Genomic DNA, 20,215 nt, shown 5'->3' with positions numbered 1-20,215 from the left:
TTGTATTAATGACATGACCTGTGAACCAAGCATCTTTTCCAGGGCCACTATATAAATTGATACCCGATCCTTCTGGGTATTTAGACGTTGCGATACCTAGCCCTTTTGGTTGTAGTGGTTTATTAGAAGGATCTGTTGTACCACCACCGTCTCCTTTTCCTAAGTAATCTAATGGATTCACAGCATTACTCTTATTAACGTTCCAAGACCCTTTATGCAATTCAAAATGTAGATGTTGACCAGTAACTTCTCCCGTGCTACCCATAACTCCAATAGTTTGTCCTTGCGTAACATAATCACCTTCTTTCACCGTTCGAGAACCGCTACGCATATGAGCATATACTGTTTCCCATGTAACCCCATCAATAGTGTGCACAATCATAATACATTCACCATAACTAGATGAAACATAAGAACGACTAACTCGTCCGCTAGCCGCTGCATAAATCGGATGATAACCCGATTCAGCCAGATCTATCCCATGATGATCTGGTCTACTCCCCCTAAAACCACTTGTTACTCTCGTTGTATCGGTTGGATAAATAAATTTTGCCATAATAATCTTCCTTCCTATTTATAAGTGATATAAAAAGGCACTTAAAAAAGCACCCTTTCATAACATTTTTTCTTTATATTTAAATTTAATATTTATAATCGCAGAATAAGAAACCCTTTGTTATTACCTTACATTAAAATGTTCTTCTTTTACCCATGTATTTTGTCCAATATCGATATAGCCATCTTTTCTCGCAAAAACGCCATATGGATAAGATCCATCTACATTTCCTTTATAATTTCCATTTGGACCATCATATGTGTTAATACCATAACCTGCTGGATATTTTGAATAAGCATGGAACCACTCTACTTCAAAGTGTTCTTCTTTTGCCCATGCTTCCCAGCCTAGGCACAACATATTTTCATTCCCACCATACCAAGCAGCATCTATAATTAAATATGGCATTTTTGTATTAATGACATGACCTGTGAACCAAGCATCTTTTCCAGGGCCACTATATAAATTGATACCCGATCCTTCTGGGTATTTAGACGTTGCAATTCCTAGTCCTTTTGGTTGTAACGGTTTATTGTCACCACCATCAGTTCCTCCGTTAAAATCAACATATTGCTTAACAATTTCAGAGTAGAAGAAATTCCCCCCATTTTTATATCGATAACCACCATTGTAGGCAACAGCGATAGGGTGACTATATTTCACCATAGCACCAGTTGTATTTCCGAGTGATGGAGCAACAACCGTTTTAGAATACAAATCTGCTACCGGTAATGAATGCTGTTTATTGTTAGAAGCTAACCAGCGAAGGTAAGCTCGTCCAAAATTATACGATTGAACAATGGCACTTAAATCTGTAATACCATTTTTCTTTGCATCATCAAAAGCTCCCTTTAAATGCTTTACTCCGTAATAAATTGAATCCTTAGGATTTTTAATTGTATTCATTGGCCAACCTTGTGATTCACTGGACTGCATAATATCGGGGGTTGTTTCAGAGTTCCCTCCACTTTCCACCATAATAATTCCAAGTACGTAAGGAACTAACTCAGGTACTCCTTGTGCGGAACATTCACTTTCTACCATTGATTGCCAACGTAACACTTGTTGTGGCAAATTCTTTGTTTTGACTGAAGCAGCTAATAAATTCATCATTAAACATCTCCTTATTTGCTATTATTTTCGCCTGTAAACCTACTACTTTACTAAATATAACCGGAAGCTAAATGCCCATTTATCTATAAAATCACTTCATGTTACTCACCTTCTTTCACAACAAAAAGAGCAACCATAAAAATAGTTGCCCTTTCGTCGAAATCTTATATTACTACTATAAATCACTTTTTCAATACTTTCTGTACACTGCATGTATCCTACAAAAAGGTAACACTAAAATCCATCTAAAAACTTGACAATCTTCCTTATTTCAGCGTGTTTTCGGCGTATATAGCCTGTACTATAATATAATTCAAACGCAATTTGCTCTAAAGTCATTCCATCAACATATTTCATTTTAAGTATTTGATGATCCAGTCCTGTAAACTTATTAATCAAAAGCTTTAAATCACACTCTTCATTCATTTTATGAGCTAATTCATATTCAATTGCTTCAATACGCCCTTCTACCTTAGCCCCTTCCGATTCAGCGGTTAATCTTACATTTTGCAAATCACCGCTAATCCAACGCTTCAATTCGGCTTTTGATTTATCTAAGTTGTATTCTAAATAAGCAATTTCTTCTTCTAACTTCTTATAATCTTTGAGCCATTCGAACACTTACTGATTCACCCACTTCCGTTCTTTTTACAAAGTCTCTTAACACTAATTTAATAGAATGAATATGCTTATTAGCTTTTTCAATCTTTATTACTTGTAAATTATCTTTCATTTTATAAACACAACCCTTTCCTAACATTTTTTACCCTCTATTGATAAGTTCATTACATCTTTAGAATTCCGATATCGTAAGTAATTCCTGAATCCTTTTGAAAAAACTTCTAACAGTCCCCATAGAACCTTAAGAAAGAAACTGAAATTACAAATGGTTCATACTTGATCCAAACATTCACTACTATCTTTATAATACTGTTCACTATGCATTGGGAATCTTTAAAGAATATAATTGTATTATTATTTTATTAACATAATATATTTTAAAATAACAAAATCACCTAACATTTTTTCTTATGACTTATATTTATTTAACACTTCTTGTAATCTCTCACGCTCTTCATCAGTAGACTGCACGGTTTTTCTTTCCCCTTCTAGATTTGTTGATTCATCATCTTTATATAACCAATCGGGTGCAATCTCTTTTCTATTTGAATACTTCCTACCTGTCTCGTTATATTTCTTTTTCTTGCTCATTTCGAAACGTCTATCTAGTGTAGCCACATCAACTAATGTTTTAACTTCTTGCTCCTTCCAATTCCTCAATATAGCCTTAATGTAGTTCCATCTTGGTGCATTCGCATCAACGGCTTTATTAATTGCCTGCTGAATTAACTCATCACTAAACAAATTACAAAAATCACCCAACTCTGCAATTGCAATTTCACTTAACGGAATGCCCATCCCCTTAATAAAGTTACAACTTACTTTAACCCTCTCATTGATGAATACACGAGAGTCTAATTTATCCATATCATCATAATGATTAGTGTTTTGTATATTAGTATTTCGTTTATTAGTAATTAGTCTATTAGTATTTAGTAGTGTCTGATTTTCCACATATAGCTTTACCACATCTTGGTTTTCCACTTGTGGCATGTTCCTTTGTGGCGTTTCGTAAATTTCCGTATCCCACCTTGTAATTTTTGGGTATTCCCATCACGAACAGGATAACGTTTTACATAACCTAATTCTTTTAATTCCTTAAAACCTGTACGGAGCGAATCTTCTCCATCCTTAGCATGTCGAGCTAATTCGCTAATATGAAAAGTCCAATCGTCTGGTAATGTAAGCGCATAGGCTAAGATTCCTTTCGCTTTCCATGACAACCTTTCATCTTTTAAACCAGTATTATTTATAACGGAATAATTACTATCTTTTTTCACTCGAATAATCCCCATACTAGCCACCTCATAAATTCTCAAAAACGGTATTCAATGTTATACTTATCTAGAGATATTTTTTCTTATAGAATCCGCTGCAACGGATTCTTTTCTTATGCATTCATTCAAAACAATCATGCTATCCATATCTATTTTCTTCTAAACCTCTCTTATTCCTCAAATTCAACATCCACTTGAATTTCGATATTCATTGGAATTTCTTGTGTTATACGAATCACATTTTGACTCATTCCTTTTTGAATAAGCTTTCTAACCTGCTCTTTTGCATCTTCCTTTGTTTTAAATTCACTGACAGTTGGTAACCCTGCTAAACTGCTAGTAATCACTAAAATCTTTCTTTGCATGTTCTTTCCTCCTACTGAATGTCTGCCATATTTATTTGTGAGTTTTTAACTGTAATTTCTTCATTTAAAACAGTTGGAATTGAATATTCTTCATTAATAATTTGTATTGCTCTATCCAGATGATGACGCTTAATAGCTTTATAACTATTCACACCAAATTCCCGATGTAACTGACTGTAAATGTCTCTATATAACTTCCTTCTAAGGCCGATATCCTGATAAGAATTTGAATTTTTACCTCCCAATAACATAACACCTAACCTTTTTACAGCCCTTGTTATTTCTTCACACTCGATAGCATAAAGCGGCGTATTTTCTCGCAATCCCCTCACCTCAGACTTAATCTCTTGTATCTCCTGAGTATGCCCTTCTAACGCAGCAAATGTTAACTTTAAAACCCCCATTGGATCCTTTGGCACATTTTGTTGATTTTGTATATACTGCTTCATTCGTTTGAACTCTTTCATAAATTTAATTTTCATTCCAACCGCTTCTCTACTGGTATATCCCATAACAAGTAACGTGAATGCTTCTTCTGTTAAATCATATTTAGAGATTCGCCTGTTCTTTGAATTAACATAAGTGGACTCGTGAAAATTTTCTCCTCCAAACTCTTCATCTACATATACAATTTGTTTTCGAACTTCCTTCAAAACGTCCAAGTGATTTTTTTTGAATATCTTCGCAATTACCAAACTATCCGTTACTACTTTGCCATCAACTTCAAATACTAATGAACTATGTACTGATGAGTCAGTTAATTGCCCCATCCTCATCTCCTCCTCACTACTAATTTTGGGCTATCTTTATTGCATTGAGATAATTTCGCACTACCCATAATTCGTTACTTTCTTTTTACAGATTAACTAGTTATCCAAATTTAAATTAAATACTTTGATATGAACCCTCTTATTAAATCATCATTCAATAATTCGATTATAGCGTTACATTTTAAGTAAATCTCCTCCGATTTCAATTCGCTTCATTTTCTTCAAATTCAAAAAGATATTCCAAACTATGTTCTGGAAAAAAAGTTTTCTTAATTTCAAAAGCTTCATCATAATAAAAACGAAATTTACCATTTATTTTGTCGCTCACTGTTGCGTGGCGAAGTTTCAGATGCGAAGAAATTTGTGTAATCATAATTCTTTTTCTCGCCATCTCTGCACGCAAATTCGGATACATTGACTCACCACCTTTTTGTACGATATTGCGTTCATTTCCATTTAAATATAAACTCAATTTCGTATTTAGTCAATAAAATAACGTATTAAAATACTCAATTTCGTATACTTTTCTATTTACTAACAAATCTAGTTAGGTTATGATATATACAGAAATACGCAATATCGTATACATTTTAATAAGAAAGATGGTGAAAGTAATGAAAAAAGCAGAGGTTGTAACACGCTTAATAAAAGAAGCTGGCTATAGCAAAAGAGCCTTCGCCGAAAAAATAGGTCTCCCCCCCACAACACTGCAATCCATGTTATCAAGAGGGATTGGCAAAGCATCTGTTGATAATGTGATAAAAGTTTGTAAGGGATTAGGAATCACTACTGATGATTTAGAAAGACTCGCAACTCAAGAGGACAATACTGTTAAAGAAGAAGTTTCTATTTATGAAACCATCCAAAACGATCAATCAAATATTATTCATATTCCTATCATTGGTTCGGTAGCCGCCGGTACACCTATATTCGCCGAAGAAAATATTGAAGGCTATTTACCAATGCTAAGTACATTTTTAAACAAGCGTAAAAAGTATTTTTATCTTACTGTAAAAGGCACTAGCATGAATCTCGAATTCCCTGATGGTTCTTATGTTTTAGTAGAGGAAACTCCTTATGTTGAAAACGGACAAATTGCCGTTGTAAAAGTCAATGGTTATGATGCTACCGTGAAAAAGATTTCAAAATCCGGAAGCATCATTACTTTAATACCATTGAGTAATGACCCTATCCACGAACCAAAAACTTACGACCTTTCAGCTGAAGATGTAAAAATAATTGGTCGCGTTGTACAGGCAGTAAAGAATTATTAAGTTATAGCACAAGTGATTTAAAAAAAGATAAAATCAATTCTTTTGAAAAAATTTTCTTAGTAACATGATTCAAAATAACCAAAAATAATCCATTATCTAGTAGTTAATATATCCAATAAGTTCACTTAAAAAAGCCCTGATACCGTAGTATCAAGGCTTTTTTATTTCACAAATTATATAAAACTTACGTTTATCTGATAATGTTTTTCTATGATTTCACTACTTGTTATTAATTATTAGCTTTTATGTGGCTGTTTTTCATTTTATAACCACATAAAAGTGTAATAATTGGGAATTAAAAAAACCTTGATACGAGTTGTATCAAGGGTTCAAGCCTCTTAGTATAGAGACATATATTGATCGCGTTCCCATTGGTGAACTTGTGTTCTAAATATATCCCACTCAATCTCTTTCGCTTCGATGAAGTGCTCAAGTAAGTGTTCTCCTAGTGCACCGCATACTACTTCATTAGATTGTAATGTAACTAATGCTTGCGCTAATGTTGCTGGTAAGTCAACGATACCTGCTTCTTCGCGCTCTTCTTTTGTCATTACATAGATGTTACGATCTACTGCTGCTGGTGGAGTTAATTTGTTTTTAATTCCATCAAGACCTGCAGCTAATAATGTAGCCATTACTAAATATGGGTTTGCAGCCGGGTCAACACTACGCACTTCTACGCGTGTACTAATACCACGAGATGCAGGGATACGTACTAACGGGCTACGGTTTTGTGCAGACCATGCTACGTAACAAGGCGCTTCATATCCAGGTACTAGACGTTTGTATGAGTTTACAGTTGGGTTTGCTATCGCTGTAAATGCTGGTGCATGTTTTAAAATACCTGCGATGAAGTGACGAGCATCATCACTTAATTGTAAGTCACCGTTTGCATCAAAGAATACGTTCTCACCGTTTTTAAATAATGATAAGTTACAGTGCATACCTGAACCGTTCACACCGTATAGTGGTTTTGGCATAAACGTTGCGTGTAAACCATGTTTACGAGCAATTGTTTTTACAACAAGTTTGAATGTTTGAATGTCATCACATGAGCGAATTGCATTTGCATATTTAAAGTCAATTTCGTGCTGCCCTGGAGCAACCTCATGGTGAGATGCTTCAATTTCAAATCCCATTTCTTCAAGTTCAAGAACGATATCACGACGACAGTTTTCCCCTAGATCCATCGGCGCAAGGTCGAAGTATCCACCGTTATCGTTTAGTTCTAATGTTGGATTTCCTTTTTCATCAACCTTAAATAGGAAGAATTCTGGCTCTGGTCCAAGATTGAAGTCTGAAAATCCTAAAGCTTCCATTTCTTTTAACACACGTTTTAAGTTGTTACGTGGGTCTCCATCAAATGGAGTGCCATCTGCATTGTAAATATCACAGATTAGTCGAGCTACTTTACCTTTTTCAGCTGTCCAAGGGAAAATTACCCAAGTGTCTAAATCAGGATATAAATACATATCAGATTCTTCAATACGTACGAAACCTTCAATCGAAGATCCATCAAACATCATTTTGTTATCAAGAGCTTTCGTTAATTGTCTCACTGGAATCTCTACGTTTTTAATTACCCCTAAAAGGTCCGTAAATTGTAAACGGATATACTTTACATTCTCTTCTTTCGCCAAACGGAAAATATCTTCTTTTGTGTATCTAGACATTATAAATTCCTCCTTAGTCCCTCTAATCGCCTTCAGAATCAGTTATCTTTAGTGAAAAAATCTTGAAATGTCACCTTGTCGCAATGAAGTTCGATTGAATCTACCTGTATGTTGTAGTTCGTCTCGAAGTATTTTGCGAAGCTCAGTTTTTGAAATTTCTTTCGTTTCTTCTTTTACTTTCACTGCTTCTGTTTGATTTTCTTTCATTAGTAACACTTGTTTAATACCAGCCATATTCAAGCCTTGATCTAACAAATCTTTAATTTCTAACAACTTATCTACATCGTTAAATGAAAATAATCTACGATTCCCCTTTGTACGGGTTGGAGAAACAAGATTATGCTCTTCATAGTAGCGAATTTGACGTGCAGACAATTGTGTTAAATCCATAACAATACCAATAGGAAACAGCGGGGCAGAACGTCTATCTTCTTTCATTTTTCAGTTCCTCCTTCGCCTTAACTGCTTCTCATTTTATACCATGTTATGTTTAGTGTCAATAGATGTTAGTTTTTCTTACATGATTTTTTATGAATTTTTTTATGAATTTTTTCATTCTTTTTTCTAATCGCATAAATCATTACTTTTATACGAAAAAAGCTGCCGAAATCGACAGCTTCCCTTTAAGAAATTGTTAATAAATTCTTTTCAATCAATTCGTCAATCGCAGAACAAATCGCAATTTTAACATGCGAATACGTTAAGCCACCTTGCACATACGCAACATATGGCGGTCTAATTGGACCATCAGCAGACAATTCAATACTTGCACCTTGAATAAATGTTCCCGCAGCCATAATTACATCATCTTCATAACCTGGCATATAGTTTGCATACGGAGTAAAATGCGAATTAATTGGAGATGCATATTGAATCGCTTGGCAGAAGGCAATCATACGGTCTTTATCATCAAATTGAACAGATTGAATTAAGTCTGTTCTTGGTGCATTCCACGCTGGTGACGTGTTCATTCCTAACTTTTCTAAAAACGCAGCTGTAAAAATTGCACCTTTCAGCGCTTGTCCTGCAACATGTGGCGCTAAGAAGAACCCTTGATACATTTCTTGCAGACTGTATAAAGACGCTCCAGCTTCAGCGCCAATTCCCGGAGATGTTAAACGATATGCACACGCTTCAACATACTGTTCTTTCCCGACAATATAACCACCAGTTTTAACAATTCCGCCGCCCGGGTTTTTAATAAGCGAACCCGCCATTAAATCTGCACCAACATGACATGGCTCTTGCTCTTCAATAAACTCGCCATAACAGTTATCTACAAACACAACAACATCAGGTTTAATTTCTTTAACAAACGCGATCATCTCTTTAATTTGAGAAATAGTAAACGACGGACGAGTAGCATAACCTTTCGAGCGCTGAATACCGATCATTTTCGTATTATTATGAATCGCTGCTGCAACAGCCTCAAAATCAACAAGCCCAGCTTCAGTTAGCGGAACTGCATTATAACCGATATTATATTCTTTAAATGAACCTACACCTTTCCCACGTACACCAACAATTTCCTCTAACGTATCATACGGTTTCCCAGTGATATACAATAACTCATCTCCCGGGCGTAAAATACCAAATAAAGCTGTAGAGATAGCGTGAGTACCTGAAATAATTTGCGGACGAACAAGTCCAGCTTCCGCCCCAAATACATCAGCATACACTTTTTCTAACGTATCACGGCCAATATCATCATAACCATAACCTGTTGTCGGGATAAAATGCGAGTCACTAATTTTATGTTTACGAAAACTTTCTAATACACGAAACTGATTGCTTTCAATTACTTCATCCGCACGTTTATGTACTTCTGTAATCTGACTCTCTACTTCTTTTACGATTGGAGCAATTTTTTCTCCATTTTTCAAACGATCAAACATTTTTATTGTCTCCTTCTTCCACTAAAAATCTCTTTAATTGCACATTAAGCGATGAATGAGTAAAAATATACCCTGCACAATCATATACAAATTTATCTTCTAGAAACTCCATCTTTGCTAATAGAGTTTCCGTCTTTAAAAGCGTTAACAACTTACCTTCACTCGGAGGGATTTCCACTCGATAACAATCCATTTCTTTCTTCATCTTCGTTTCTATCGCTTCTTTTATACGCAATAAATCATTTTCTTCAAAAGCACTAGTCATTAAGAAATCACTTTTCGGAAACGGAATAAAGTTTTGATGTAATTCATCTTTTTTATTATATAACGTAATAATAGGAATATGGTTAATTTCAAGTTCTGATAATAATTGTTTTACTGTTTTTTCATGCCCTATGTAGTTAGGATCCGCGGAATCAACTACATGTAAAATGACATCTGCTTCCCCCGCTTCTTCCAGCGTTGAACGAAAAGCAGCGATTAATGAAGTGGGTAAATCTTGTATAAAACCAACAGTATCAGTTAGTAATACTGTATAACCAGAAGGTAACGGCATCTTCCTCGTCGTTGGGTCTAATGTTGCAAACAGAAGGTTTTCTTCAAACGTATCAGCTTCCGTTAATCTATTAAACAGTGTCGATTTCCCTGCATTTGTATACCCTATTAACGAAACTTGAAATACTTTATTATCTTTTCTTCTCTCACGATATCTTTTTCGATGTTCCACAACAACTGCAAGTTGTTTCTTTATTTCATCAATACGGGATCGAATATGACGACGATCCGTCTCTAATTTCGTCTCACCCGGTCCTCTCGTTCCAATACCACCACCAAGACGCGATAAGGACAATCCTTGCCCCATAAGACGCGGCATTGTATATTGCAACTGAGCTAATTCTACTTGAAGCTTACCTTCCCTCGACTTCGCACGTTGCGCAAAAATATCCAGTATTAGTTGCGTTCGATCAATTACTCTCGCATCTAATACTGAGGATAAATTCCGAATTTGACTCGGCGTTAATTCATTATTAAATACAATAACATCCGGCTCTAACTCTTCAGTTAACATTGTAAGCTCTTCTAATTTCCCTTTACCTATGTAAGTTGCCGGATGAAACTTTGGTCGTTTTTGCGTTGTTGACACTAACAATTCTGCTCGTGCAGTCTTCGCTAGTGATGCAAGCTCTTTCATGGAATGCATAAATTTCTCATCATCATCTTGTGGCAATTGACAGCCTACTAATATGACTTTTTCTTTTTCTTCCATCAAATATGTTCACTCATCCTTTTCGAAATTTAAACCTTCTAATATAATAGCAGAGGAAGCACATTTCATCTAGTTAGCGGGGGAGAAAATTCATGGCATGGGAGATTTTTAGCATCATAGGCACAATTGCTTTCGCACTAAGCGGAGCCATTGTTGCAATGGAAGAGGATTATGATATTTTCGGGGTGTATATTTTAGGAATGGCAACCGCATTTGGGGGAGGTGCCCTTCGTAATTTATTAATCGGTTATCCGATTGTCGCGTTTTGGCAACAAGACATGTTATTCCAAATCGCACTTTTATCAATGACTATTATTTTTCTTTTTCCAAATAAGTTAATTAGACATTGGAAAAAGTGGGAAAATATCACTGACGCTATCGGTTTATCAGCATTTGCTGTACAAGGAGCATTATATGCCCAAAAATTAAATTTACCAATTAGCGCCACAATTGTAGCAGCTGTTTTAACTGGTATCGGCGGCGGTATCATTCGCGATCTTTTAGCCCGCAGAAAACCTCTCGTTCTTCGAGCTGAAGTATATGCCTTTTGGACAATTTTAGCAGGTTTCTTAATTGGAGCTCAAATTATTGTTAGCGATTGGGCTCTTTACATTCTATTCATTTTAATTGTTTGCTTCCGCATGGTTTCTATTCATTACAAATGGCATTTACCGCACAGACGTATCGAAACGAAAGAACGTTCAATGCATAAATAGCAATCTAACCTCTTTACATATCGTAAAGAGGTTTTTCTTTTCTAACGATTTTTTCTTTATATAATGTTTATACTAATTTTTAAAGTGAGGTGAATACAAATGACAAACCACGTTAATAAAGGAGCTCAAAAAAGCTCAGTAAATCAATTTGGACACGATCCTAATTCAGCACACGAAAAGAGCGCTAAAATGGAACACTTCCATAAAACACACCAAGAAAAAGCAAAAAAAGAGTAAACGAACTTATACACAAAAATCGACGCACAGTTTATGTACTGTGCGTCTCCTCTTCGAGCATCAAATCCATACTCGATATTCCAATTAAATCATTTTTATCATACGCATCTTCTTGCAACAACCGCATCGCCTGTGTACGAATTGATTTTTCAACAATATTCCGTACATATCGCCCATTACTAAACGATGTAATTTGCGACGAATACTTCACCGCATGTAAATGATCCCTAAATTTCCATTCAGCTTCTTTTGATAACTGATATTCACGATCTTCATACATTCTCTTCCCAATTTCCAATAGCTGATTTACCGAGTAATCCGCAAACTCAATAATAAATGGAAAACGAGATTGAAGCCCTGGATTTAATGAAAGAAAGTGATTCATCTCTCTTGAATATCCAGCTAAAATCAATACAAAACCATGTTGTTTATCTTCCATATGTTTTACAAGCGTATCAATTGCTTCTTTTCCAAAGTCCTTCTCTCCTCCTCGAGCTAAAGAATACGCCTCATCAATAAATAAAATACCTCCCATTGCTTTTTTTATTAAATCTCTTGTTTTTTGGGCTGTATGGCCGATGTACTCTCCTACAAGGTCAGCACGTTCAGCTTCAACCAAGTGGCCTTTCGATAGAATATTCATCTCAAACAGCAATTTTCCTATCATTCTAGCAACAGTTGTCTTCCCTGTACCTGGATTCCCTTTAAACAGCATATGAAGTACTTGCTTCTCTGACTTCAATCCCTTTTCTTGTCTTTTTTTATTCACATAAATCCAAGCATATATTTCTTTTATTATCTTTTTTATATCCTCCATCCCAACAAGCTTCCCCATCTCTTCTTCAATTCTCTGCAGCATTTCATGTTTAATTGCAGTTTCATTTGAAATTACCGTTTTATTTTCTGCGGCTGGCAAAGAAATTTTCTTTCGATGGTTTAACACAATATTAATTTGATTGTTGTTTTTCTTTCGCATCGATTGTTCCATACAATCACCTCATTTTATCCACTCACCAAATATTATTATTCCTGTCCCCCTTGTAAATGCCTATTTTCAGAAAAGTTTGCTATAATATAAGAAATAATTAAGGTGGTGGGACTATGGAGACAACTGAATTCCATGATACAATACAAGCCTTTTCTATTTTTTTATTGAATAAAGGCCGAAAACCCTCAACTATTAAACGTTATGTTTATGACATTGAAGACTTCGGACATTGGTTAGAAAAAAACAAAAAGCTCCCTTCCAGTAATATATGGGCTACACTTTGTACAAAAGACTACGAAGATTACTTTTCCGATTTAAAAACGAATCGACATTACTCAGAAAAAACGATACATCGTGTATTTATTGTACTAAATAGAATGCATCATTTTCTAAACATTCCTAATCCATTGAAGAATATGGAAATATCTATTCAACCAGACCGTACACTTCGTAACGAAGATTTCATTTCACCTGATGAAGAAAAAAGGTTAAAGTATATAGTCACTTCATTAGAAGGACTTTCAGAAAAACAACTTCCTGTGCGCCCTTTATTAATGGATCGCAATATTGCTATTTTAAATCTATTGATTGACTACGGTTTATCCTTACAGGAACTTACAGCATTAACAATGCATCACGTTCACTTTGAAACTAATACATTATCAATCCCAGCAACCGCAGGTGTAGAAAGAACAATTACATTAGCAAAAGAAGACAAAAAACAACTATATAATTATTACAAAAGCATCCCAGAACCAGTTCGTCCTAAATACCATAGTGATGATCCATTATTTGTCGCATTCGATTTTAACCGTGGAACATACAGGTGGGTATATGAAAATGATGCACCAAAGGCATTAACGGAAATTGCTATACAAAAAATGATTCGCCTCGAAGTGGCTAGAGCCAATTTACGTAAAGGAATTTCAGGACAACATTTTCGTAACACCTATATTTTAAACTTAATAAAAAAAGAAACTCCTGAATCAGAAATTATAAAACTCGCTGGATTCAAATCAAAAATTTCCTTAAAGCGATATTATCAATACGCAGAAAATAGAAAAAACGCCTTATTGTAAGGCGTTTTTTCTATTTTTTCTTTAAACAAACGATTTTACTATGACCATTTAACTAATTTCTGCATCTACTATGATGAGTTTCGTTCACATTTTCGTGAGAAAGGAGAGATTTAATGTCTCGTTATAACGACAATCAAAACAAATTCTCCAAACCATGCTTTCCAAGTAGCGCCGGACGAATCCCAAATACTCCATCAATCCCAATTACTAAAGCTCAGCTTAGAACATTTCGTGCGATTATTATTGATTTAACAAAAATAATCCCAAAACTTTTCGCAAATCCATCTCCCCAAAATATTGAAGATCTAATCGATACATTGAACCTACTAAGTAAATTTATTTGTTCACTAGATGCTACTTCCTCCCTGAAAGCACAAGGGTTAGCTATTATTAAAAACTTAATAACTATATTAAGAAATCCAACCTTTGTAGCAAGCGCTGTATTTATTGAGCTTCAAAATCTCATTAACTATTTACTATACATTACAAAATTATTCCGAATTGACCCTTGCACACTTCAAGAGCTCCTTAAATTAATAGCAGCATTACAAACTGCTCTAGTTAATTCTGCTTCGTTCATTCAAGGACCTACCGGACCTACTGGACCAGCAGGCGCTACTGGTGCCACTGGGCCTCGAGGTAACACGGGCGCTACTGGCGCTACTGGGCCTCGAGGTAACACGGGCGCTACCGGTGCCACTGGACCTCGAGGTAACACGGGTGCTACTGGCGCTACCGGACCTCAAGGTGTTCAAGGTAACACTGGTGCTACTGGTGCCACTGGACCTCAAGGTGTTCAAGGTAACACTGGTGCTACCGGTGCCACTGGCGCTACTGGTATAGGAGTTACCGGACCTACCGGACCTTCTGGCGGGCCTACTGGACCTACTGGACCTACTGGACCTCAAGGTAACACTGGCGCTACCGGACCTACTGGACCTCAAGGTAACACTGGCGCTACCGGACCTCAAGGCATTCAAGGACCAACGGGTGCTACCGGCGCTACTGGCATAGGAGTTACTGGACCTACTGGGCCTACTGGACCTAGCTTCCCTATAGCAACAATTGTTGTAACAAACAATATTCAGCAAACAGTACTGCAATTTAATAATTTTATTTTTAGTACTGCAATTAACGTAAACAATATTATCTTCAACGGCACAGATACAGTTACTGTTATTAATGGTGGTATTTATGTAATTAGCGTATCCATTTCTACAACTGCGCCAGGATGCGCTCCACTCGGAGTAGGAATTTCAATTAATGGAGCAGTCGCAACTGATAATTTCTCTTCAAATTTAATAGGCGACTCACTTTCATTTACTACAATAGAAACATTAGCAGCTGGTGCAAGAATTTCTGTTCAATCTACTCTTAATGAGATTACGATCCCTGCGACAGGAAATACTAACATCCGCCTTACTGTATTTAGAATCGCTTAAATTTCATCATATATTGTTTATGACAAATAAAAAAAGAGCGAGAAAACTCGCTCTTTTTTTGTTATGTACAATAATTCATTACTATTCTAATTCAATTGAAACATTTTTTTGTGGTACAAATGTAGAAATTGCATGTTTATAAATAAGCTGTTGCTTACCTTCTGTTTCCAGCAGGACTGTAAAATTATCAAATCCTTTAATTAGTCCACGAAGCTGGAAACCATTTAATAAGTACAGCGTAACAAACGTATTTTCTTTACGGAGTTGATTTAAAAACTGATCTTGAATATTGATTGATTGCTTCATGTCGAATCCTCCTCTTTTTCTCTACTTACTATTATTCGACTTTACTTGTAACTTTCCTTCTATGTATCGTAAAATTTCTGACGTTTTTTCACCGTTTGTAACATCAAACCACGTGACATCCATTTTATTACGGAACCACGTTAATTGACGCTTTGCATAACGACGCGAATTCGTCTTTAATTGTGATACCGCATCTTCTAAAGAGACTCGATTCTCAAAATAATCATAGATTTCTTTATATCCAATCGCTTGAATAGGTTGACAATCTCGTATCCCTCTATTATACAGCCCTTCTACTTCCTCTAATAGGCCTTGTTCCATCATCAAATCCACTCGTAAGTTAATGCGATCGTATAGCATTTCTCGATCCATTGTCAAGCCAATTAATGAAACATCATAGAGTAACTCTTTTTCTTGTTTCTCAATTTGGTCACTCATTTTTTCACCCGTTGTGTGGAAAATTTCTAACGCCCGAATGACACGTCGTACATTATTTGCATGAATACGCTCCGCACTTTCTGGATCTACTTCTTGCAATTTTTTATGTACATATTCCACACCGCGTTCTAAAGCTAACTTTTCCATTTGCTCTCGGTATATCACATCACCAGCATCATCTGTAAACTGATAATCGAATAAAACAGATTGTATATAAAGACCGGTCCCACCAACTATAATTGGTAATTTACCACGTTCTGTAATTTCTCGAATATGCTTGCGAACACGTTCTTGAAATTCCGCGACAGAAAATGAATCTTCCGGATTTTTTATATCGACCATATAATGTGGAATTCCGTCCATCTCTGCTTTTGTTACCTTTGCAGTTCCAATATCCATCGCTCGATAGATCTGCATGGAATCACCACTAATAATTTCACCGTTCAACGCTTTGGCAAGATCGATACTTAACTTCGTCTTTCCAACAGCAGTTGGTCCAATGATGACAGCAACTTTTTCGCGTTGCACTTCTACCATATCATTCAACTCTCTTTATGTAATATACTCCATCTATTGATTATACCCAATCTTACCAATTTTAACGGCATGATTGCAAGTTCTTTCATTTCGGTACATGAAATTATATAGAAAAAAGAACATAGTTTGTCCAATTCTGCATATACATGATAAAAATAGTTTCGAGAGGATGAGTTAACTATGAAACAATCCACCATCAATTTTTCATCTTTGACAAAAGACCTCATTTTGGCTACTTCTACAAAAGAACAAAATTGTTCACAAGAGGAATTATACTTCGCCCTAAATTGTTTACTACGGGCTTTTCATTCTACTCTCCATGAAACAACATTGCATCCAGAAAATAAAAATACAGAATATATACAAACGCAATTTTGCAGTGCATATAAAATTATTACAGGTAAAACTATTTATCCATTTCAATAATCCATAAAAAGCGGCTGCTTACATAAATTCAAGCAACCGCTTTTTATATTAATATCGATAACCTATTGTATAACTTTCACTTTTACAGATTTGCGCCCCCAGCTATTAGCACTACCATCTGAACCGACTAATACATCAATACGGTTTCCTTTAATCGCACCACCAGTGTCTCCAGCAATCGCTTCTCCATATCCTTCTACCCATACTTTTGATCCAAGCGGAATTACTTTCGGATCAACAGTAATTACTTTCATATTTGGATTTGCTGTTAAATCATGCCCCATCGCAGTTAATACACGACCACCATACGAACCATTCTCACTCGGATCTGCTGTATATGCCGTCGCTTCTACTGTAATTTCACGACCACCAGTAGGCGCACTTGTTTCAGTAGATTTTGCAACTGGTTTTGCAGCCGGTTTTTCTTTTACCACAGGTTTACTTGATTCTACATTCTTAATAGAATCGTTACTCTTAACAGACTCTTTATTCTTAACTACTGTATTATTTTTAACCGGCGTATTGGTTCTAGCTGGCGCTTCTTCTTGAGCTACAACCTCTTTCTTTTCGATTACAGGTGCCGTTCCTGTTAAATATGGCACGTGAACATATCCGACTTTTCCATTGTAGTCGAATTGTAACCATTCATTTTGAACTTGATTCGTCGTTTCAATCACATCATCTTTATTAAGTTTACCTAAAATTTCAGAATCAGTATTCGCTCCAGCACGAATATTTAATACGCCCGCCGTTACATAATATGTGCTCTTTGTAAACTCGGCACTTACAAACGCTTCCTTGCCGTTCAACTTAATTTTTTTCCATCCATTTTCTGTATTTATAACATCTAGTGTATTCCCACTTAACACTTTACCTACAAGCTTTGACTCTACATTTGGGTTTTCTCTAACATTTAATACGTCTGTTGTTACAATTGTTTCCGCTTTAGCAGAACCCACAAAAATCCCAAGACCAAAAACTGCTGCTGTTGCTATACCTAATATTTTTTTCATGAATAGCCTCCATTTGCTTTGTTTTCGTATTTTCATTATAGCAACAGATTTTTAGAAATTTTAGAAATTTTAGAAATCACACAATTACAAAGCATTCGTAATATACGATTAACGAGTTGTAACATAAATTTCCATATTAATAAAATGTATTTCTAATACAATCTCCAATGGTGTTCATATATTTTTCATATACGAGCACAAGAACTTTTTTCCAGAAAAAATTACAGTGTTACTTTTTTGTTACAAAAAATTCAGGTTTTATTACATCTTTTACCAAAAAACATTAATATTTAATTGTTAACCTATTTTTTTGTAATAAAAAGAGAGCAGCTACTAAAGCTGCTCTCTTTTCACTTGTTATTGAACTTTCTTTTTCCAAACACCTAGCATAATAGCCGAGACAATCGTTCCAATTAATATAGAGAAAATATATAGTAACGGTTTATTTACTAACGCTATTACAAATAATCCACCATGCGGTGCTGGTAATGTAATTTGGAATAACATAGATAACGCACCTGCAATACTTGAACCAACAACACAACTTACGATTACTCGAACCGGATCTGCAGCTGCAAACGGAATCGCACCTTCTGTAATGAACGATGCTCCCATAATATAATTTGTTAAACCAGATTTACGTTCCGCTTCTGTAAACTTTGATTTAAAGAATGTAGTTGCAAATGCAATCGCAAGTGGCGGTACCATACCACCAGCCATAACTGCTGAGTGCACTCCAAAATTCTGTGCTTCTATTGCAGCAATACCAAACGTAAATGCCGCTTTATTAATTGGACCACCCATATCAATTGCCATCATACCACCTAAAATAAGACCTAGTAATATAGCATTCGTACCGTTTAAACCATTTAACCACCCTGTCAACATTTCATTTAATGCTACTACAGGCGGAATCACTGCTTTTTGCATTACAACTCCTGTAATCAATAATCCAAAGACTGGATATAACAAAACAGGTTTAATTCCTTCTAATTGTACTGGTAGTCCTGAAAATAATCTTTTCAACCCTAAAACAACATATCCAGCTAAGAAACCAGCAATTAATCCACCTAAAAAGCCAGCATTCGCATTCGCCGCTAAAAATCCACCTACAACACCAGGCATAAAACCAGGACGATCAGCAATAGAACTTGCAATAAATCCAGCTAAAATTGGTACAAGGAATAAAAACGCACCTGTTTTTCCCCCACCAATTGACATGAACAATTCAGCTAAAGGACCTTCCGCCTTTATACCACCAAACGAAAACGCTAGCGCTATTAAAATCCCGCCGCCAACAACGAATGGAAGCATATTACTTACGCCATTCATTAAATGCTTATAAATTCCTAATCCTTTTTCTTTTTCCGTACTTTCTGCCTTTCCATCTTCTTTTACACCTTTAAAGATTGGTGCATCTTGCTTTACAGCTCGATTAAGAAGTGTTTCCGTTTTTCTAATCCCATCAGCGACTGGTACTTGAATGACATGCTTCCCAGCAAAACGGTTCATTTCTACTTGTTTATCTGCTGCTACGATAATAGCTGTTGCTCGTTCAATGTCTTCTTTTGTTAAACCGTTTTTTATACCTGTTGATCCGTTCGTTTCAACTTTAATTGCGATTCCTAGCTCTGCTGCTTTTGCTTTCAAGCTATCTGCGGCCATATACGTGTGAGCGATTCCAGTTGGGCAAGCCGTAACTGCCAATACGTACGGTTCATTTCCTTCTGGTTTGGCGACTTCAATCTCTTCTTCTTTTTCATTCTCTTTTTCATCAAATAGTTGAAGAAGCTCACTTTCATCCTTCGCTTCTAATAGTTGCTTGCGAAACCCTTCATCCATTAATAATGTCGATAAACGCGACAACGTTTCTAAATGAGTATTATTCGCTCCTTCACTTGCAGCAATCATAAAGAATAAGTGTGCAGGCTGTCCGTCGAGCGACTCATAATTGATACCGCTTACACTTCTACCAAAACAAATCGATGGTTGTTTAACAGCCTTTGTCTTCGCATGAGGTATTGCAATACCTTCCCCTATTCCAGTCGTACTTTGGGACTCCCGCTTTAAAATAGCTTCTTTAAATTCCGTTTTATTATTTAAACGATTTGCCCCATTTAATTTCTCAACTAATTCATCTATGACAGCTTCTTTATTTGAAGCTGTCAAATCCATAATGACTGTATCCCTTTTTAATAGTTCTGTAATTTTCATATGTTGCT

The 20,215-nt window shown here is 35.8% G+C and carries 22 protein-coding genes and 1 pseudogene; 6 read left to right on the top strand and 17 right to left on the bottom strand.

Going from position 1 to position 20,215, the window contains the following annotated elements:
• From MR169_RS12415 to MR169_RS12380, 8 genes and pseudogenes are all read right to left on the bottom strand, one after another.
• Positions 1-556: M23 family metallopeptidase (locus MR169_RS12415; RefSeq protein ID WP_242319468.1), on the bottom strand; the 556-nt coding region annotated here is incomplete at its 3' end.
• A 123-nt stretch (positions 557-679) separates the two neighbouring features.
• Positions 680-1,666 (bottom strand): lysozyme family protein, encoded by a 987-nt coding sequence (locus MR169_RS12410; protein WP_033668930.1) that lies wholly within the window; start codon positions 1,664-1,666, stop codon positions 680-682.
• A 237-nt stretch (positions 1,667-1,903) separates the two neighbouring features.
• A complete protein-coding gene (locus MR169_RS12405; RefSeq protein WP_242319467.1) occupies positions 1,904-2,290 on the bottom strand; it encodes a hypothetical protein in 387 nt (128 codons plus the stop codon).
• A complete protein-coding gene (locus MR169_RS12400) occupies positions 2,265-2,429 on the bottom strand; it encodes a hypothetical protein (RefSeq protein WP_000900736.1) in 165 nt (54 codons plus the stop codon). Before MR169_RS12400 ends, MR169_RS12405 begins: the two co-directional genes overlap by 26 nt.
• A gap of 269 nt (positions 2,430-2,698) precedes the next feature.
• Positions 2,699-3,585, bottom strand: a pseudogene (locus MR169_RS12395) (DnaD domain protein).
• 152 nt (positions 3,586-3,737) lie between these two features.
• A complete protein-coding gene (locus tag MR169_RS12390; RefSeq protein ID WP_001189064.1) occupies positions 3,738-3,932 on the bottom strand; it encodes a hypothetical protein in 195 nt (64 codons plus the stop codon).
• A gap of 11 nt (positions 3,933-3,943) precedes the next feature.
• The gene (locus MR169_RS12385; protein ID WP_044795394.1) at positions 3,944-4,702 is read right to left on the bottom strand and encodes an ORF6C domain-containing protein; all 759 of its coding nucleotides are present in this window, start codon (positions 4,700-4,702) and stop codon (positions 3,944-3,946) included.
• A gap of 202 nt (positions 4,703-4,904) precedes the next feature.
• On the bottom strand, positions 4,905-5,117 hold the full coding sequence (locus MR169_RS12380; protein ID WP_000283431.1) for a hypothetical protein: 213 nt from the start codon (positions 5,115-5,117) through the stop codon (positions 4,905-4,907).
• A gap of 199 nt (positions 5,118-5,316) precedes the next feature.
• Here MR169_RS12380 and MR169_RS12375 point away from each other — a divergent pair, with 199 nt between their 5' ends.
• Positions 5,317-5,976, top strand: a complete 660-nt coding sequence (locus tag MR169_RS12375) for a LexA family protein (RefSeq protein ID WP_033683142.1) — start codon at positions 5,317-5,319, stop codon at positions 5,974-5,976.
• A 338-nt stretch (positions 5,977-6,314) separates the two neighbouring features.
• Here the strand turns inward: MR169_RS12375 and glnA are convergent, their stop codons facing one another.
• The 4 genes from glnA to hflX all read right to left on the bottom strand — a co-directional run bounded on the left by glnA (position 6,315) and on the right by hflX (position 10,811).
• Positions 6,315-7,649, bottom strand: coding sequence for a type I glutamate--ammonia ligase (glnA, locus tag MR169_RS12370; RefSeq protein WP_000092763.1), 1,335 nt, complete (start codon positions 7,647-7,649; stop codon positions 6,315-6,317).
• 48 nt (positions 7,650-7,697) lie between these two features.
• The gene (glnR, locus tag MR169_RS12365; protein WP_000656783.1) at positions 7,698-8,087 is read right to left on the bottom strand and encodes a transcriptional repressor GlnR; all 390 of its coding nucleotides are present in this window, start codon (positions 8,085-8,087) and stop codon (positions 7,698-7,700) included.
• A 185-nt stretch (positions 8,088-8,272) separates the two neighbouring features.
• Positions 8,273-9,544, bottom strand: coding sequence for a methionine gamma-lyase family protein (locus tag MR169_RS12360; RefSeq protein ID WP_000460290.1), 1,272 nt, complete (start codon positions 9,542-9,544; stop codon positions 8,273-8,275).
• Positions 9,537-10,811: a GTPase HflX gene (gene hflX / locus MR169_RS12355; protein ID WP_016118491.1), complete on the bottom strand. Its 1,275-nt coding sequence runs from the start codon at positions 10,809-10,811 to the stop codon at positions 9,537-9,539. Before hflX ends, MR169_RS12360 begins: the two co-directional genes overlap by 8 nt.
• A 92-nt stretch (positions 10,812-10,903) precedes the next feature.
• Here hflX and MR169_RS12350 point away from each other — a divergent pair, with 92 nt between their 5' ends.
• Entirely contained in the window at positions 10,904-11,527 is a 624-nt protein-coding gene (locus MR169_RS12350) for a trimeric intracellular cation channel family protein (protein ID WP_000312267.1), read from the top strand.
• Between the two features lie 99 nt (positions 11,528-11,626).
• A complete protein-coding gene (locus MR169_RS12345) occupies positions 11,627-11,764 on the top strand; it encodes a hypothetical protein (protein WP_000181501.1) in 138 nt (45 codons plus the stop codon).
• 31 nt (positions 11,765-11,795) lie between these two features.
• Here the strand turns inward: MR169_RS12345 and spoVK are convergent, their stop codons facing one another.
• Positions 11,796-12,752, bottom strand: coding sequence for a stage V sporulation protein K (gene spoVK / locus MR169_RS12340; RefSeq protein WP_000438175.1), 957 nt, complete (start codon positions 12,750-12,752; stop codon positions 11,796-11,798).
• 113 nt (positions 12,753-12,865) lie between these two features.
• On the opposite strand from spoVK, the gene MR169_RS12335 reads away from it, so the two are divergent.
• Both MR169_RS12335 and MR169_RS12330 read left to right on the top strand, forming a co-directional pair.
• Entirely contained in the window at positions 12,866-13,831 is a 966-nt protein-coding gene (locus tag MR169_RS12335) for a tyrosine-type recombinase/integrase (protein WP_242319466.1), read from the top strand.
• Positions 13,832-13,944: 113 nt separating this feature from the next.
• Positions 13,945-15,273 carry a Gly-Xaa-Xaa repeat protein gene (locus MR169_RS12330; RefSeq protein WP_242319465.1) on the top strand — a complete coding sequence of 443 codons (1,329 nt, stop codon included), beginning with the start codon at positions 13,945-13,947 and terminating at the stop codon, positions 15,271-15,273.
• An 81-nt stretch (positions 15,274-15,354) separates the two neighbouring features.
• Here the strand turns inward: MR169_RS12330 and hfq are convergent, their stop codons facing one another.
• On the bottom strand, positions 15,355-15,579 hold the full coding sequence (gene hfq / locus MR169_RS12325) for an RNA chaperone Hfq (protein WP_000813896.1): 225 nt from the start codon (positions 15,577-15,579) through the stop codon (positions 15,355-15,357).
• A gap of 21 nt (positions 15,580-15,600) precedes the next feature.
• The gene (gene miaA / locus MR169_RS12320) at positions 15,601-16,554 is read right to left on the bottom strand and encodes a tRNA (adenosine(37)-N6)-dimethylallyltransferase MiaA (RefSeq protein WP_242319464.1); all 954 of its coding nucleotides are present in this window, start codon (positions 16,552-16,554) and stop codon (positions 15,601-15,603) included.
• A 180-nt stretch (positions 16,555-16,734) separates the two neighbouring features.
• Here miaA and MR169_RS12315 point away from each other — a divergent pair, with 180 nt between their 5' ends.
• Positions 16,735-16,980: a hypothetical protein gene (locus MR169_RS12315; RefSeq protein WP_000814429.1), complete on the top strand. Its 246-nt coding sequence runs from the start codon at positions 16,735-16,737 to the stop codon at positions 16,978-16,980.
• Positions 16,981-17,042: 62 nt separating this feature from the next.
• On the opposite strand, the gene entD is transcribed toward MR169_RS12315, so the two are convergent.
• Positions 17,043-17,993 (bottom strand): cell wall-binding protein EntD, encoded by a 951-nt coding sequence (gene entD / locus MR169_RS12310; protein WP_242319463.1) that lies wholly within the window; start codon positions 17,991-17,993, stop codon positions 17,043-17,045.
• A gap of 357 nt (positions 17,994-18,350) precedes the next feature.
• Positions 18,351-20,207, bottom strand: coding sequence for a PTS fructose transporter subunit IIABC (locus MR169_RS12305; RefSeq protein WP_065845271.1), 1,857 nt, complete (start codon positions 20,205-20,207; stop codon positions 18,351-18,353).
• Positions 20,208-20,215 lie beyond the last annotated feature (8 nt).

It is taken from the genome of Bacillus cereus group sp. BfR-BA-01349 (genome assembly GCF_022663795.1).
Classification (GTDB): Bacteria; Bacillota; Bacilli; order Bacillales; family Bacillaceae_G; genus Bacillus_A; species Bacillus_A cereus.
This window is presented reverse-complemented; position numbering and strand designations above follow the sequence as displayed.